Annotated in this window: 12 protein-coding genes; 5 read left to right on the top strand and 7 right to left on the bottom strand. The window is 63.4% G+C overall.

All coding sequences use genetic code 11. The features are described from left to right. Positions 1-200 precede the first annotated feature (200 nt). From ACIQC5_RS12745 to ACIQC5_RS12720, 6 genes are all read right to left on the bottom strand, one after another. Positions 201-593 carry a rhodanese-like domain-containing protein gene (locus tag ACIQC5_RS12745; RefSeq protein WP_400282583.1) on the bottom strand — a complete coding sequence of 131 codons (393 nt, stop codon included), beginning with the start codon at positions 591-593 and terminating at the stop codon, positions 201-203. 33 nt (positions 594-626) lie between these two features. Continuing rightward, on the bottom strand, positions 627-1,778 hold the full coding sequence (locus tag ACIQC5_RS12740) for an LLM class flavin-dependent oxidoreductase (RefSeq protein ID WP_400282581.1): 1,152 nt from the start codon (positions 1,776-1,778) through the stop codon (positions 627-629). 236 nt (positions 1,779-2,014) lie between these two features. Next, positions 2,015-2,647 carry an SRPBCC family protein gene (locus ACIQC5_RS12735; RefSeq protein ID WP_400282579.1) on the bottom strand — a complete coding sequence of 211 codons (633 nt, stop codon included), beginning with the start codon at positions 2,645-2,647 and terminating at the stop codon, positions 2,015-2,017. Positions 2,648-2,883: 236 nt separating this feature from the next. After that, on the bottom strand, positions 2,884-4,116 hold the full coding sequence (locus tag ACIQC5_RS12730; protein WP_400282576.1) for an amidohydrolase family protein: 1,233 nt from the start codon (positions 4,114-4,116) through the stop codon (positions 2,884-2,886). Beyond that, positions 4,117-4,620, bottom strand: coding sequence for a GAF domain-containing protein (locus ACIQC5_RS12725; RefSeq protein ID WP_400282574.1), 504 nt, complete (start codon positions 4,618-4,620; stop codon positions 4,117-4,119). Next, on the bottom strand, positions 4,617-6,011 hold the full coding sequence (locus ACIQC5_RS12720; RefSeq protein ID WP_400282571.1) for an MFS transporter: 1,395 nt from the start codon (positions 6,009-6,011) through the stop codon (positions 4,617-4,619). The genes ACIQC5_RS12725 and ACIQC5_RS12720 overlap by 4 nt, the downstream gene beginning before the upstream one ends. A 108-nt stretch (positions 6,012-6,119) precedes the next feature. On the opposite strand from ACIQC5_RS12720, the gene ACIQC5_RS12715 reads away from it, so the two are divergent. Further along, positions 6,120-6,998, top strand: coding sequence for a MurR/RpiR family transcriptional regulator (locus tag ACIQC5_RS12715; protein ID WP_400282568.1), 879 nt, complete (start codon positions 6,120-6,122; stop codon positions 6,996-6,998). Between the two features lie 779 nt (positions 6,999-7,777). Here ACIQC5_RS12715 and ACIQC5_RS12710 read toward each other — a convergent pair. Next, on the bottom strand, positions 7,778-10,474 hold the full coding sequence (locus ACIQC5_RS12710; protein WP_400282565.1) for a Tat pathway signal sequence domain protein: 2,697 nt from the start codon (positions 10,472-10,474) through the stop codon (positions 7,778-7,780). A gap of 149 nt (positions 10,475-10,623) precedes the next feature. Here ACIQC5_RS12710 and ACIQC5_RS12705 point away from each other — a divergent pair, with 149 nt between their 5' ends. The 4 genes from ACIQC5_RS12705 to ACIQC5_RS12690 all read left to right on the top strand — a co-directional run bounded on the left by ACIQC5_RS12705 (position 10,624) and on the right by ACIQC5_RS12690 (position 14,650). After that, positions 10,624-10,989 (top strand): ArsR/SmtB family transcription factor, encoded by a 366-nt coding sequence (locus ACIQC5_RS12705; protein ID WP_400282563.1) that lies wholly within the window; start codon positions 10,624-10,626, stop codon positions 10,987-10,989. Beyond that, positions 10,986-11,483 carry an SRPBCC domain-containing protein gene (locus ACIQC5_RS12700; protein ID WP_400282560.1) on the top strand — a complete coding sequence of 166 codons (498 nt, stop codon included), beginning with the start codon at positions 10,986-10,988 and terminating at the stop codon, positions 11,481-11,483. Before ACIQC5_RS12705 ends, ACIQC5_RS12700 begins: the two co-directional genes overlap by 4 nt. 104 nt (positions 11,484-11,587) lie before the next feature. Beyond that, positions 11,588-12,166, top strand: coding sequence for an adenylate kinase (locus ACIQC5_RS12695; RefSeq protein ID WP_400282557.1), 579 nt, complete (start codon positions 11,588-11,590; stop codon positions 12,164-12,166). A gap of 177 nt (positions 12,167-12,343) precedes the next feature. Beyond that, positions 12,344-14,650 (top strand): SulP family inorganic anion transporter, encoded by a 2,307-nt coding sequence (locus tag ACIQC5_RS12690; protein ID WP_400282554.1) that lies wholly within the window; start codon positions 12,344-12,346, stop codon positions 14,648-14,650. Positions 14,651-14,848 lie beyond the last annotated feature (198 nt).

The following is a 14,848-nucleotide window of genomic DNA, read 5'->3' as shown; positions in this document are numbered from 1 at the left end:
CGGCTTCGGTCCGAACGAGCCGGCCTGGACGCTCTTTCAGTTCCTTACGCTTTTGGCTGGACGCTCTTTCAGTTCCCCACGCTTTTGGCTGGACGCTCTTTCAGGTCCTTACGCTTTTGGCCGGACGCTCTTTCAGCTCCCCGCCAGCGTCGCCGAAAAGCGGGCGGGACGTAACGAGCGTCCGGGGAGGTGGTGCGGACTCAGCGCTCGGGGGCCGGCGGCGCCGTCGGCTCGGTGGTGGGTACGCCGACGTCGCGGAGGGCCGGGAAGCCTCCGTCGACGTGGACGGCGTTGGCGTAGCCGAGGATCCTGAGCTTCTGAGCCACTGGGCGCGAACCGTTCACTGAACCGCAGAACACCACGATCTTCTGGTCCGTCCCGGTGACCTGGGCCAGACGGTGGGCGGATTCCGGGTTGAAGTCTTCCTCCACATGCTCGCGGTTGACCACCACGGCACCGGGGACTGTGCCGGTGCTGGCTCGGCCGCCTTCGCTGCGGACATCGATCAGCAGGGCGCCTTTTTCGATGAGCTGGGCCGCTTCATCTGCGGTGATCAGCTGGGTGTCTTCCTGGACTTCGGTTTCGATGGACATAGTGCTCCCTCTGTAAGTGGTTGGAACGGAAAGCTAGAGGCCCCAAGCCTCTGCGAGCAACTGATACGAGTTCTCGCGGTCGGCGGGGTCATGGGCAATGGTGGTGACGAGTACTTCCTGGGCGCCCGTGGCGCGCTGCAAGGTCCGTAGCCCTTCGCTGACTTGGTCCGGATCTCCCACGAACCTCGTATCCAGGCGGTCCTTGATGAGGTCCTCGGCTTCGGCGTCCAAGTGCAGTTCCAAGGCATCTTCCGGGGAGGGGTAAGGGATGGCACCGTGGCCACTCCGGATCCCGTGAACCCATTGCGCGTATCCGAGGGCAAGTTGTCCGGCCCGCCGCTCGTCAGAGGCCACCAAGACGTCGGCGGAGACGATCACGTGGGGTTCGGCCAGCGAGGCTGAGGGTTTGAAGTGGGCACGGTATTCGGCCACGGAGTCCAGCACGTTGGCGGGTGCCACGTGGTAATTGGCGCCGAAGGGAAGGCCCAGTTTGCCGGCAAGCCTTGCGCTGGGACCGGCGGTGGAGCCGTGGATCCAGAAGCGTGGTGATTGGCCCAAGGCAGGCGTGGCTGTGACTTCCTCGCCGTGCTTGGTGCGGTAGTCACCGGTGAAGAAGCCGATGATGTCCTGAACGTCGGACTCGAAGTTGTCGGTGTCGCCAGGGACGCGGCCAAGGAGCTCACCTTGTAGGCGGAACTTCCGCGGGAGTACCGCCCCGAAGATGGGTCTTGGCGCCGGGACCAGGAGACCGTCTACCAGGCGTACGGCCGGGTCTGGTTCGGGGATGTTGCCTGCGGCCGCTATGAAGCCGGGCGCTGGTTCGCTGGGCGATTTGGGTGGGCCGGATCTTCCGAACCCCAGATCGATCCTGTTGGGGAACACCGCCGCGAGCGTTCCGATGCTCTCGGCAATCTGGAGCGCCCTGTAATTCCCCAGCAGGGTGGCCGCGGTCCCAACGCGAATGGACTTGGTGGCCGACGCAACCAACCCGGCAAGAATGTGCGGCGCTGACCCCGCAACGCCGGTGTTGAGGTGGTGCTCGGCCAGCCAATAGCGGGAATAGCCGGAGGCCTCAGCCGACACCGCGAGCTCGATGGTGCTGCGCAACGCCTCGCCGGCAGTCTGTCCGGCCGACACTGGACTGAGGTCGAGGACGGACAAAGGGGTAACGGGAGGCTTCGGCATGGCACGACACTACGGAGCGCAGCCCCACGGCCCAAGCCGAGCTGTCACCCCGCTCAACGGGGCTAAATCCAGCGAAATCCGGAGCAACGGGCCGTCACACGAGCGGGCTTGGGGTAGGCGGGTGTTCCTTCCTGACCCGGTTTGAGTTCCCGGACACCACAATTCAACCCATACGGGTTTGAGGTGGATGCTCCGGCGCCCAAAGGCGGTCAGGAAGTCACACCCGCTGCCGTTGCTTACCGCTGTCCCGGCAGCCCTCCTATCGGCGGGATAAAGCCGGGGCCATCTTGATCCTTGTTCCGCTCCGCCGCACTGTGGGTATCGCTTTCGGCGGTTTCGTCGGAGTCACCCTCGATGTCCACCAAGCCGTTGGTCTGGTCGAAAGCGTGGGTCACGGGATCAACGATCGGGGTGGCAGGAGCTGCGGCCTCCGTCTCAACGACCGTGTCCGGCCCCTTCTTCTCGATGAACGCCTTGAACTTTTTCAAGTCGGACTCCGCTTGCCGTTCAATGACGTGCAGCTTGTCGCCGAGGTATTCCAGGACGCCGTGGGGTTCGTACTCAAGATTCAAATGCAGGGACGTCTGACCGGCTCCCGCCTCCTTGAAGTCCACCCAGCCGGCGTTTTTTGCTCCGTCGACGGCGGCCCAGGCCACGGCGCGGTCGGTGTCCTGTTGCACGATCTTGGCTTCCCAGCGCCGATGGACGCCAGCGATGTCGGCCACCCATTCCAGCCGGTCGTCGCTGAGCCGTGTCACACGTTCCACTCCGCCCATGAAGTGCGGGAACTCCTCGAAGTGTGTCCACTGCTCGTAGGCCGTACTGACCGGAACGTTGACCAGGATGGTCTTGTTGACTTTGGTGGTCACAATGTCCTCCTCTGACTCGGTTCGGTAGGTGCCGACGACGCTCCGCGGCGCCTATTAATAAGCATACTTAGGGCCGCGGATTCCTGACCTTCTTTGTGCTTTCTTCGTGGGCAAATCAACCCTTTTCGGTAACTTTTTACCCTCAAAGGCGGCAAAGAAGGTCAGGAGCAAACAGGACTTACGACGCCGGGACCTCCAAAGAGGGCAAGCGACCGCACAGCGTCGGGGACCAGGGCTTAGGAGATCACCCGGCCGTTCTGGATCAGGTACTCCAGGTGCTCAGAGATGTCAGCGAGAACCGCGATGTCCGCCACGGGGTCCGCGCCCAGGATCAGCATGTCGGCGTCGGCGCCTGGTGCGATCACGCCAAGCTCGCCTTCGCGCTCAAGCAGCAGGGCCGCCGTCGTTGTTGCGGAGCGGATGGCGTCAATTGCCGGCTGGACCTTGCCCAGCAACCTGAACTGCTCATTCTGGTGACGGTGCATTCCGCCCAGGAGGTCCGAACCGAAGGCCATTTTCACGCCGGCTTCATGTGCCCGGGCGATCGCTTCCAGGCCGCTGCTGAGAACCGAGTCCACCTTGGCCCACATTTCCTCTGTGAGGCCGAACTCCTTGCCCTCTTCCTTCAGCGCCCAATAGGTCACCAGCGTGGGGACCAGGAAAGCGTCCTTTTCGAGGAACAGCTTGAGGCTTTCGTCGTCCAGGAGGTTGCCGTGTTCGATCGATCGGACGCCGGCTTCCAATGCGCGGTTGATGGCGCGGGCGGTGTAGGCGTGGGCGGCGACATAGCGGTTGGCCGCCTCGGCTTCCTCCACCGCGGCGCGCATTTCTTCCATGGAGTACTGCGTGGAATCGATGCGGTCGGTGGGGGAGGAGACGCCGCCGGAGGCCATGATTTTGATGTGATGGGCACCCTTGCGGATCTCGTCCCGTGCTGCAGCCCGGACCGCATCAACGCCGTCGGCTACGCGTCCGATCCCGCAGCACCCGCGACCGTTGGGATCGTGGTCTTCGCCCGGCAGGCGCATGTCGCCGTGACCACCGGTCTGGCTCAACGCGTGGCCGCAGAAGTGGATTTTGGGACCCTCCAACAGGCCTTCCTGCTGGGCCATGGCCAGCCCAAAATCGGCGCCGGACAGATCGCGGACGGTGGTGAAGCCGCGGCGCAGCATCTGGCCCATGATCCGGGCGGTCTGGGCGTAGACGTACGACGCGGGTGTATGCGTCAGCGCGCGGAAGTCGGCACTGGACGCGACCACGTGGACGTGCGCGTCGATCAGGCCGGGAATGACGAACTTTCCGGTGCCATCGATGACCCGCGCACCGGATGGTGCCTCGGCGTCAGGACCGACACTTGCGATCTTTCCGTCAACGCTCACGACGTCGGACGTCGAGTACGTGCCTGCCTCGACGTCCAGGACGCTTGCGTTGCGGATCACCAGAGCGGTGGTTTCAGGGGTGGTGCTCATCTAAACAGTGTCCTTCCCGGGGACTTCGGGGACTTTCGTGTCGTCGGTGGGATGGGCCGCGAAGGCCTCAACGAGATCGTCCAGGTTGCGTTTGACCACCTCGACGGCGGTGTCCACACTTTGCTGCGTGTACTTGCCTTCTGCGTCCAAGAGCGCGAGGACGCCCACCACGTTGCCGCCGTCGTCGAGGACTGGAACGTTGATAACGGCGCCGCAGCCGAGTTTTTGAATGAGTTCGGAATCGGTGAAGACTTCACGGAGTCCGTCCAGGTCGGCGGCGAGGAAGGGTTTCTTCTCCTTGATCACTGTGCCCAGCCAGCCGGGTGAGATCTCAACGGTCTTTTCCGCTCCCACTGGATAGTCGGCCGGGTGGCTGGTGAACAGCCGCTTGAGGCTGGACCGGTCCGGGTTCCACTGAAGGACGGTGAAGAGGATGACGCCGGGATCCTGCTGCACGGCATCGAAGGTTTGTTGAAACGCTGCTGTCATTGAAGTTCCCGTCATTTCCGTCCCGTTCCTGCAATTTCGGGATCGTGTTCAGCGCGGGCGTTGATGTCCTCCAAGGACTTCCCTGCGGTGGAGGCCCCGAAGATCACCACGCCCAGGACGCCGATGGTCAGCACTACGGTTGTCATGGTGAACACGCCGCCGAAGCCGAGGGCAACGGAGAAGATGCCGATGATGGACGGTGCCAGGATGCTGCCGATGCGTCCGACAGCGCTGGCCAGGCCCACGCCTGTGGCGCGCATCCATGTGGGGAAGAGTTCCGGCGTGTAGGCATAGACGCCGGCGTAAGTACCGTTCAGGAAGAAGGACAGCGTTGCGGCTGCCATCAGGATCATCCCGGACTCGTTGGATTGGCTGAGCCAGAAGGCACTCAGCGCCGATCCCGCCAAATACAGGGCGATGGTGTTCTTGCGGTCGATCCTGTCGCACAGCCAGGCGGCGGAGAAATAGCCCGGAATCTGTGCCAGGTAAATGATGATCGAGTACTCAAAACTCTTGGTGACGGTGATGCCGCGGCCAACCAACAAGGTGGGGATCCACGAGAAGAAGCCGTAGTAAGAGAACGTGATGACGAACCAGATCAGCCAGATGACCGCGGTCCGGCGGCGCATGGCCTTGGACCACATGAACTTGAGCGCGTTCCAGATGCTGATCTTCTGCTCGTGCTTGGTGATCTCTTCCTCGCCGGGCGGAAGTGACGCGAGGGTCTTGCCGGTGGCCTTCACGACGCTCTGCTCAAAGCGCTCCACCACTTCTGTTGCTTCCGCGATGCGGCCTCGGCTGATCAGGAAACGCGGGGATTCGGGCAGGCTCCGGCGCCACCAGAGCAGAAGAAGGATCGGAACGGCGGTGATGACCTGCGCCCAGCGCCAGCCATCGTCGCCCAGCGGGACAACGAAGCGGCCGATCAGCGCAGCACCGACGAAGCCAAAGGAGAAGAATCCGGCCAGGGTTCCGATGAACCAGCCGCGGCGCTTCGGGGGAATGAACTCGGACAAGAACGGGGCGATGATGACGCTCTCGGCGCCAGCTCCCAATCCTGCAAAGATCCGTGCAATCAGGAAGATTTCGAAAGTGGGAGCCATGGCCGCCACCACCGACATGAGGCAGTAGAAGGCCAGCGCCCAGAGCATGACCTTCTTGCGGCCGAAGCGATCGCCCATCCAGCCGGAAAGGATGGCGCCGAAGAAGAATCCGAGCGGGGCGGCGGAGCCGACCAGGCCGAGGCTGGCATTGCTCAGGCCCCACAATTCCTGGATGCGCGGGAGCAGGAATGCGACAACTGCCCCATCCATGCCGTCGAAGGAGTAGCCGAGGCCGCCGATGAGGAGAAGCTTGTAGTGTGGTCGACTGAGAGCCAGACGATCCAAGCGTGCTGTGAGAGACATGGTGATTCCTGCCAAAGTGGGCCAAGTTGTACATTTTTAGGAATATGCACGGGTCTGTGCAGAAGTGATGTATCGAAGTTACGGCCAAAGTGTGAGGTAGGTCAATAGGTGGAACAAGATTTCGACTCGTCAACGTTGACCGAGTGGCTCGATAGTCGTGTCCACGGGCGGAAGCTCGCGGCACGCCAAATGCAGGTGGTCGGCATCCTGCGCTCGCAACCGCGCCTTGCGTCCTACGGCTCCGTCAGCGACATTGCTGCAGCGGCCGCATCCAATGCCTCAACAGTGACCAGAACCGCACAAACACTGGGATTCAAGGGTTGGGCAGACTTCCAATTTGAGCTGCGATCCCGGTTCCTGGCCTCGCTCAGCGCATTGGAAGTAGCGGCGGAACACAACGGCCACATCAGTAGTCCTGCACAGGCCGCTGTGTCCACGGATCGTGCGAATTTGGCCCACTTTGAGCGCACTTTGGACGCCGATACCCTTCACAAGATTGCGAAGGCGATCGCGGGCGCCCGGCAAACCTTCATTGTTGCGGCCGGCAGTTATGCCATCCCGGGCAAGGCCTTGGAACACAACGCGATCATCGCCGGGTACAACGTCCGCCTCCTGGATGCCGACGTCGCCGCCCTCACCAACGCGATCGCGCGGTTGGGTGCCGAGGACCTGGTCATCGCCATCAGCCTCTGGAGGGTCTACGACAGCACCGTCCGGGCCGTCGACATCGCTCACAACCTTGGCACGCCGATCGTTTCCATCACGGACAGTGCGGGCTCACCGGTGGCAGTGCATGCTGACCACCGGATCGTCGTGCCCACCGAAGGCGCCGGCTTCTTCCCGTCCCTCACCGGTGCCGTATCGGCGGTCCAAGCCATCGCCGTCGAACTGGCATCCCTGGACCGCGAACGCTCCAACCAAAACATCGCGGCCTCGGAGCGGACCTGGGACCAGATGCGCATCATGCATCCCAGGTCCAGCTCCTAGCGGTGGCTGACCTTCTTTAGGCTCGCTCGGGCGGTAAATCAACCCTTTTGGGTCACTTTCGGCCCGCGGCGGCGGCAAAGAAGGTCAGGAACCAGCAGAACCAACAGAACCAACGGAACTTACGACGCCGGGGCCTCCATTGGGGGCGACGTCCCAGTCCAGCTGGTGACTGACCTTCTTTGGGCTCGCTTGGGCGCGAAATCAACCCTTTTGGGTCACTTTAGGCCCGCGGCGGCGGCAAAGAAGGTCAGGAACCAACGGAACCAACAGAGCCAACGCAACCAACGGGACTTACGACGCCGGAGCCTCCACCGCGACGTCCCAGGTCCAGCTCGTGGCTGACCTTCTTTGGGCTCGCTCGGGCGGTAAATCAACCCTTTTGAGTCACTTTCGGCCCGCGGCGGCGGCAAAGAAGGTCAGGAACCAACAGAACCAACGGAGCCAACGCAACCAACGGGACTTACGACGCCGGGGCCTCCATTGGGGGCGACGTCCCAGGTCCAGCTCCTGGCGGTGGTTGACCTTCTTTGGGCTTGCTTGGGCGCGAAATCAACCCTTTTGAGTCACTTTCGGCCCGCGGCGGCGGCAAAGAAGGTCAGGAACCAACGGAACCAACGGAACCAACGGAACCAACGGAACCAACGGAACTTACGACGCCGGAGCCTCCACCGCGACGTCCCAGGTCCAGCTCCTGGCGGTGGTTGACCTTCTTTGGGCTCGCTTGGGCGCTAAATCAACCCTTTTGGGTCACTTTCGGCCCGCGGCGGCGGCAAAGAAGGTCAGGAACCAACGGAACCAACAGAACCAACAGGACTTACGACGCCGGGGCCTCCATTGGGGGGCAACTCACCGCCAATGAGGGCCAGGTTTTGGATGACCGCCAGGCCGAACTGTGCTGTGTCATTGGTGGAGACAGTTGGGGCTTCGTCGACTGGTTGCAGCACGTAGGGTGGCAGGATCTTCTTCAGGGTGAAGGCCTCGGAGTGGTTGAGGTTTTCCCCGCCCTCGGCGAAGCTCTCCCACGCCCGGTGAGCCAATGAGGACGAGCCAAGCCGAGCCGCCGCATAGGCCGACAAACGGCTGTGCGCCTGCGTCAGATAGATGCCGGCCAAGGGCTGCCCCACCTCCGTGATCTGTTCCGACGGTGACGCAAGGAACAACCGGCAATACTGCAGCCAAGCTTCTTCGAAGGCGGAATCCTGCACCAGGTTGATCAGTTCGCTGCAGATTTCCACTAAACCGAACACGGCACTCAGATGGGAGACGCTGATGACTTCCCTGCCGGCGTCGAACCTTCCTGCATCCAGGTCGTACAAAGCCTCGCCGGTGAGGAAGCCGTACTTCAGTGCGCCGATGTCCGCCATGGTGCCCAAAAGGCGATCGCGGGAGCGCGGATTGCCCGTGCGTTCCCAGTCGGTGAGCCAGGTTGCCGCCAGCGATCCCCAGTCCGTCCCCAGCCCCACGCCCAAGGCGCCGCGGTCCGGGCGGTAGGTGTCGGCGTCGGGCCGTACTTTTCGGACGGGGTCCAGGCCCAGGAAGTTCTGGTCGCTGTCCACGAGTTCGGTGAGAAGATCGCCCGTGCGTTCGTCCGCCGTCAGGTAGTAGTAGAAGCGGCGGTAAGCGGGGGTGCTGATGCGCAGTTGCTTGGCGCTGCAGCCCCAATGCTGGACGTTGTGCCGGGAACCCAAGCCACGCCACGGGCCCAGATGGTAGACGTCCACTTCGCCGGTGTGACGGGTCATGGCCTCGGCGAATCGAAAGACGTCGGCCCGGCCCGAGCGCAGGTACATGTACCAGAGCCAGAGGTCCGGCGAGAGTTCGGAGTTGTCCCACGCGTAGCCGCCGACGTCGTAGCGCCACACGTGCCGGTCGGTGTCGTAGGTGTGCATAACGTCGCCGTAGTTCCAGAATCCGTACCAACGGCGCTGTTCGGTTTGGCCCCGGTAGAAGTCGAAAAGGAAGTCCAGCTTGTCCTCGAGTGCTGCGCGTGCCGTGGTTGTGCGGTCCACCGGGGCCCAATCTCCGAAGACGCCGGCAGCATGCAGGTACTCCGGTGACGGCTGCAGCAGTGGGGGAGTGGAGGCCGCGTTGGCGTCGATGGCGAGGTTTTCGGTGGAGGGTGTCGCGTCGTAGGCGAAAAGTGTCAGCTCGTGCGTCCTGGCGATGCCACGCGGATTCCCGAATCCCGGCTCGTAGTCTTCGTACGTGATTTCCAGGCCTTCAAGCTGTTCCCTGAACGTGTCCTGGCCCAGGCCGTCGTGGTAAAAACGGAGGTCCATGGGCTGGGCTTCGGGGGAGTGGAGCCAAGCCGTTACCGATGCCTCTGGGGTCGCCGCACCACGGATATCCAGCTGCCCGGGGTGGGACTGCCAGAAGTCGCGGACGCCAACCCCGAATCCGCCACGCAGATCGCTCAGCGAGCAGAAGCCGGCCGATCGCGTGCCTCCCGAAATGCCCACCCACCCATGGCCCGGCGCAGTTCGCTTCCGCAGCTCGAAGCCGTCCGCGCTCAGCTGCGTCAGCGTGTAGTCATTCCAGGCCGGTATGAGGTGCAGCCGTTCGGAAACCAGGGGGCTCCAATCCGCGAGCGGCGGGGTGGGCTGGCCGCTGATCTGGGCACGGCGAACTGTTTCGCCGGGGTCCCTCCGCAGTCCCGTGAGCCCGCGGACCCCTTCCGCCAGAAATCCGCCGTCCGCGCCCGCGATTCGGACGTGCCGGTCGTGCAGCCGGCTTTCCAGCGGGACGGTGAAGTGGACGCCAAGCCCCGCAAGGAAATCCTGCTCAGCCTCGCCGTCCCAGATGAACGAATGCATCATGCGGACGCTTCGGGCGCCGGCGTAGAGGTAGAACCGGACGGTGAAGGGAAGCCATTCTTTGCTCGTGGTGTCAGACTTGTGACGGCCTTCAACCCGCACCACCGCGCGCACCGGACCGTGCTGCTCCACCGTCACGGATTCGACGTTGCCCGTAAAGCCTTCCCTGGTGATGCTGCCGGCTCCTTCGGCCAGCTCCGTCTGCAGCAGGCTCACGAGTTGAGCGTCCTTGGCCACCAGCACGCCGTTGCGCTTCAGCTCGCTGAACAGAGCCTCGCCGGACCGGCGGAACACGATTTCCAAGACTCCCGTGGACACAATGACGGACTCCGCCGTTTCGGTGACTGTCATTTCAGGCGAGGGTTCGACGACGGTTGCCGGCCCGCCGTCGTGCGCTTCCGGTGCGCCCCGGGCGACGCTGTACGCTGCCGCGGGCTGATCGGTTGCGCCAAGGGCGATGCCTGCCCATTTGAGTGAGCCATCGGGCCAGGTGGCGAGCGGCCACGTTTGGGCTTTGATTGCGCCGCCCGTGGTGTCGAGGACTCTGAGGGCGGCGGCGTCCGGAACGGTGCCGCGCTGGAACGGCATCCCCCAGGTCGTGCCGCCGCTGAGTCCGGCGGGTGGTTCGCCATCGATCCACGTGATCGGGGCGTGCTGAGTCATGGAATTTCACCTCAAGAGTCTGGGAAAACGCTTTCTTTGTGACGTTTCAAAAACTACCCGGGTTGTGATGGGCGCCGCAAGGGGTGGTCGGTCGCTGAAAAGAGAGCACCCCTTGACGACCCCTCCACCCCGGCGTATCGTACAACCAAATGGTTGTAGATCAGCTCAGGGCAATGCCGGATGACGGCGCCGAACTCGACCGCTTGTTCCAAGCCTTGGCCGACGCCACGCGCAGGGACATCCTGGCCCGGGTGACGGCGGGGGAGTATTCGGTGTCTGGTCTGGCTGCGCTCTACGCCATGAGTTTCGCGGCCGTACAGAAGCATGTTGCGGTCCTGGAACGGGCCTCCCTGATCTCCAAGGAGAAGCGCGGGAGGGAACAGATCGTGCGGGGGAATCATGATGGACTGCAGGAAGCCCGGCATCTGTTGGATCACTACGAAATGATCTGGCGGCAGCGCGCCGACCGGATCGCTGAAATTCTCACTGAAGATGAGGAAAGGGATCTGCCATGACTGTTGTCAGCGTGGACAAGAATGTTGAGAAACTGAGCCTCACTGTCGTTGCCGAATTTGATGCCGACGTGGAGCGCGTCTGGAAAATCTGGGAGGACCCGCGCCAGCTCGAGCGGTGGTGGGGACCGCCCACATGGCCCGCCACGTTCGAAACCCACGAGTTCACCACCGGAGGCAAGGCCTCCTACTACATGACGGGCCCGGACGGCACTAAAGCCCACGGCTGGTGGCGGTTCACCACCATCAACGCCCCGGACCACCTGGAATTCGACGACGGTTTCGCCGATGAGCATGGCGCTCCCGACGACGCATTGGGCGTCACCCACGCCAGCGTGAAGCTCGAACCCGTGGGCGACCGCACCCGCATGACCATCTCCACCGCCTTCGAATCGGAGGACCAGCTGCAGAAGATGTCCGAGATGGGCATGGAAGAAGGCTTGCGCGAGGCGATCAGCCAGATCGACACGCTCCTCGCGGAGACGGCCAACGCCTGACGCGTCTGAACCGAATAACAAACTAAGCCGACGACGGCGGGGGCGTCCCGTCGTCGTCGGCGTATCGTTTTAAGTCCCGGCCGCCTCTCGAACGGACTTGTGTCATGACGCGATTGATCATCATGGGGCCTCCGGGCTCCGGCAAGGGCACCCAGGCAGAACACATCGCGCACCACTTCGCGATCCCCGCCATCTCCACCGGAGACCTTTTCCGCGCCCACGTTCGGGATAAAACCACGCTGGGAGCCGAAGCCGGCAAGTATATGGATCACGGCGAGTTTGTTCCCGACGGCATTACGACGGCGATGGTCAGTCAGCGGCTTGAGGAACCTGACGCCGGGGCCGGCTTCCTGCTGGACGGATTTCCCCGAACCGTTGCACAGGTTGATGCGCTGGAAGACCTTCTTTCGGCGAAGCAACAGCCCCTGGATGCGGTGCTGGCGTTGAGCGTCGATGACGACGAGTTGGTGGCGCGCATGCTCCGGCGTGCTCAGGAACAGGGCCGCAGCGATGACACCGAATCGGTGATCCAGCGCCGGCTCGAGTTGTATCGGGATGAAACGGCGGCGGTGGTTTCGGCGTACTCCAAACGCGGCATCCTGCTGATAGTGGACGGCTCTGGCGATCGGGAGCAGATCACGGCAAAGGCCATTGCCGCGGTAGAGAGCGCGTTGACGGGCTGATCCCAGAGTCTTTTGGCGGAACCCCCCAACGCCCCGGACCCCCGCAAAAGTTCCCGTTGGTCCCCATGTGAAGCGCCATGTTCACAGCTTTTGTCATACGTGTCACATCACCCTGTCATTACGCATGACACTTTTCCTAGGCTGGAGAGGCAAGTACTCCCGAGCCAAAGGAACACCATGCCGAATTCACAACAAACGTCCATTTCAACCGATTCCCACAGCCCTCCGGGCAAGAACCGCGGCACAAGCCCACTCAAACCCGGCTTCCTCAGCAACCTCAGCGCGGACCTCCCCGCATCCCTCGTCGTCTTCCTCGTAGCTCTCCCACTATCGCTCGGCATCGCGGCCGCGTCCGGGGCGCCCGTCATGGCAGGCCTCATCGCGGCAGCCGTTGGCGGCATCGTCGCCGGCAGTCTCGGTGGCTCCCCGTTGCAGGTGAGCGGCCCAGCCGCCGGCCTGACCGTCGTCGTGGCCGGTCTGGTTGACGAGTTCGGCTGGCAGGTGACGTGCGCCATCACCGCAGCTGCCGGCGTCGTGCAGCTCTTGCTGGGCGTTAGCCGCGTTGGCCGGGCCGCGCTGGCAGTGTCGCCAGTGGTGGTCAAAGCCATGCTCGCCGGCATCGGGATCACCATTATCCTGCAACAACTCCACGTTCTCCTGGGCGGTCAAGCTGCCGGTTCCGCAATCGAGAACTTGACCAACCTTCCAGCGGCCATCACCAACGTTGAGCTGCATGCCGCTTTGCTTGGCCTGGCCGTGGTGGCAGTCCTGCTCGCCTGGAAGTACCTCCCCGCTGCGGTGCGGAAAATTCCGGGGCCACTTGCCGCCGTTGTTGCCGTCACTGGGCTCTCGGTGGCCGTCGCGCCCAGCGTCGAGCGCATCAGCTTCAGCGGCTCCATCTTCGACGCCATGGCACTGCCCGGCCTGCCCGACGGTAACTGGCGCGGCGCAGCCATGGCAGTCATCACCGTGGCCCTGATCGCGAGCATCGAATCGCTGCTCTCCGCGGTGGCCGTCGATAAAATGCACACCGGCTCCCGAACCAACCTCAACCGCGAACTCGTGGGGCAGGGCTCCGCGAACGTGGTCTCGGGCATGCTCGGCGGCCTCCCGGTGACCGGTGTGATTGTCCGCAGCGCCACCAACGTGGAGGCCGGCGCCGCCAGCCGCACGTCTGCCATCCTGCATGGCGTGTGGGTGTTGGTGTTCTCGGCGTTGTTCGCCGGCCTCATCCAACTGATTCCGCTGTCTGTGCTCGCGGGCTTGTTGCTGGTCATCGGAGCGAAGCTCATCAAGGTGGCCGATATCAAGACGAGCCTCCGCACCGGCGACCTCCTGGTCTACGTCGTCACGCTGGGCTGCGTGGTCTTCCTCAACCTGCTCGAAGGCGTGATCATCGGCCTCGCGCTTGCCGCATTGTGCGTGCTCTGGCGGGTGCTTCGCGCACAGATCCACGCGCACGAGCCGTCCGCGGAGCAGCTTCCGTGGCGCGTTACCATCGCCGGTTCCTGCAGCTTCTTCGCCTTGCCGCGGCTCAACCGCGTCCTCCATTCCGTGCCTGAATCCCGGAACGCAGTAGTGGAGCTCAACGCCGACTACCTCGATCACGCCTTCCGGGAGGCCTTGGTCGCATGGCAGAAGCAGCACCGAAATTCCGGCGCCACCGTGGTCCTTGAGGAGCACGGCACCACCGCTTTCCGTGATGCCGCTGACAGTACGCCCCAGCGGCAGGATTCCCGCGAATTCCCGCTGCCGCCCCGGACCTCCTGGCAGGCCGGCCCACCTTTGGAGGCGGACAACCAAGCAGACGACGACGGCGGCCGGCGCCTGCCGCTGCGGTCAATCCTCCTGGGCATCGACAAGTACCACCGGCGGCACGCGGACAAGGTTCGTCCGCTGGTGCAGGATCTCACCGAGGGCCAGAACCCGGACACACTGTTCGTTGCCTGCGTCGACTCCCGGGTTAACCCGAACCTGATCACCAGCAGCGGCCCCGGCGACCTGCTCACGCTCCGGAACATCGGCAACGTGGTGTGCAGCGACGGTCACGATGCCTCGATCGACTCCGCGTTGTCCTTCGCCGTCAAGGGGTTGTCCGTGGATTCGATCGTGATCTGCGGACACTCCAACTGCGGCGCCATGAAAGCCGTCCTTTCAGATGCCGAGGGTGCCGGCAACGCCGTGCTCGGGGCGGGCTTCGATTCGTGGCTCGGGCATGCCCGGCCCAGCTACCGTTCGCTCCTGAACGGCCATCCAGTGGCTGTGGCCGCCGAGGCCGCCGGTTACAGCCGCCTCGACCAGCTCAGCATGGTGAACGTCGCAGTCCAGCTCCGGAAGCTGGAGGAGCACCCGGTCACTGGACCAGCTCTGGCATCGGGTCGGGTGCAGGCCACCGGATTGTTCTATGACATCTGCACGGCCCGCGTGGTCCTTGTGACAACAGAAGGAATCGAGCAGTTGGATCCGAGCCTGGCAGTCCGGTAAGCGCTTGGCAGTCCGGTAAGCGCGAGCGCTTCTTCATGACCCGCTTTGCCGGGAGGACAGCCCCGACACGTCGAATTTCCCGGCGTGTCGGGGCTGCCCGGGGTTCAAACAAGGTCACGAAAGGAACGCCCAGATTCAGGACTCAATCGATATGTTGCAGTTTCGCCAATTTCTATGACGAGATCGGTCAATAATCCC

The sequence above is a fragment of the Paenarthrobacter sp. NPDC092416 genome, from assembly GCF_044755025.1.
Classification (GTDB): Bacteria; Actinomycetota; Actinomycetes; order Actinomycetales; family Micrococcaceae; genus Arthrobacter.
Note: the sequence above shows the minus strand (reverse complement) of the source record. Positions and strands in the feature narration are given on the sequence as shown.

Excerpts from the sequence above, each read along its gene's own strand:
- ACIQC5_RS12745 (WP_400282583.1), bottom strand. The coding sequence starts at position 593 with ATGTCCATCGAAACCGAAGTCCAGGAAGACACCCAGCTGATCACCGCA.
- ACIQC5_RS12740 (WP_400282581.1), bottom strand. The coding sequence starts at position 1,778 with ATGCCGAAGCCTCCCGTTACCCCTTTGTCCGTCCTCGACCTCAGTCCA.
- ACIQC5_RS12730 (WP_400282576.1), bottom strand. The coding sequence starts at position 4,116 with ATGAGCACCACCCCTGAAACCACCGCTCTGGTGATCCGCAACGCAAGC.
- ACIQC5_RS12725 (WP_400282574.1), bottom strand. The coding sequence starts at position 4,620 with ATGACGGGAACTTCAATGACAGCAGCGTTTCAACAAACCTTCGATGCC.
- ACIQC5_RS12720 (WP_400282571.1), bottom strand. The coding sequence starts at position 6,011 with ATGTCTCTCACAGCACGCTTGGATCGTCTGGCTCTCAGTCGACCACAC.
- ACIQC5_RS12710 (WP_400282565.1), bottom strand. The coding sequence starts at position 10,474 with ATGACTCAGCACGCCCCGATCACGTGGATCGATGGCGAACCACCCGCC.
- ACIQC5_RS12705 (WP_400282563.1), top strand. The coding sequence starts at position 10,624 with ATGGTTGTAGATCAGCTCAGGGCAATGCCGGATGACGGCGCCGAACTC.
- ACIQC5_RS12700 (WP_400282560.1), top strand. The coding sequence starts at position 10,986 with ATGACTGTTGTCAGCGTGGACAAGAATGTTGAGAAACTGAGCCTCACT.
- ACIQC5_RS12695 (WP_400282557.1), top strand. The coding sequence starts at position 11,588 with ATGACGCGATTGATCATCATGGGGCCTCCGGGCTCCGGCAAGGGCACC.
- ACIQC5_RS12690 (WP_400282554.1), top strand. The coding sequence starts at position 12,344 with ATGCCGAATTCACAACAAACGTCCATTTCAACCGATTCCCACAGCCCT.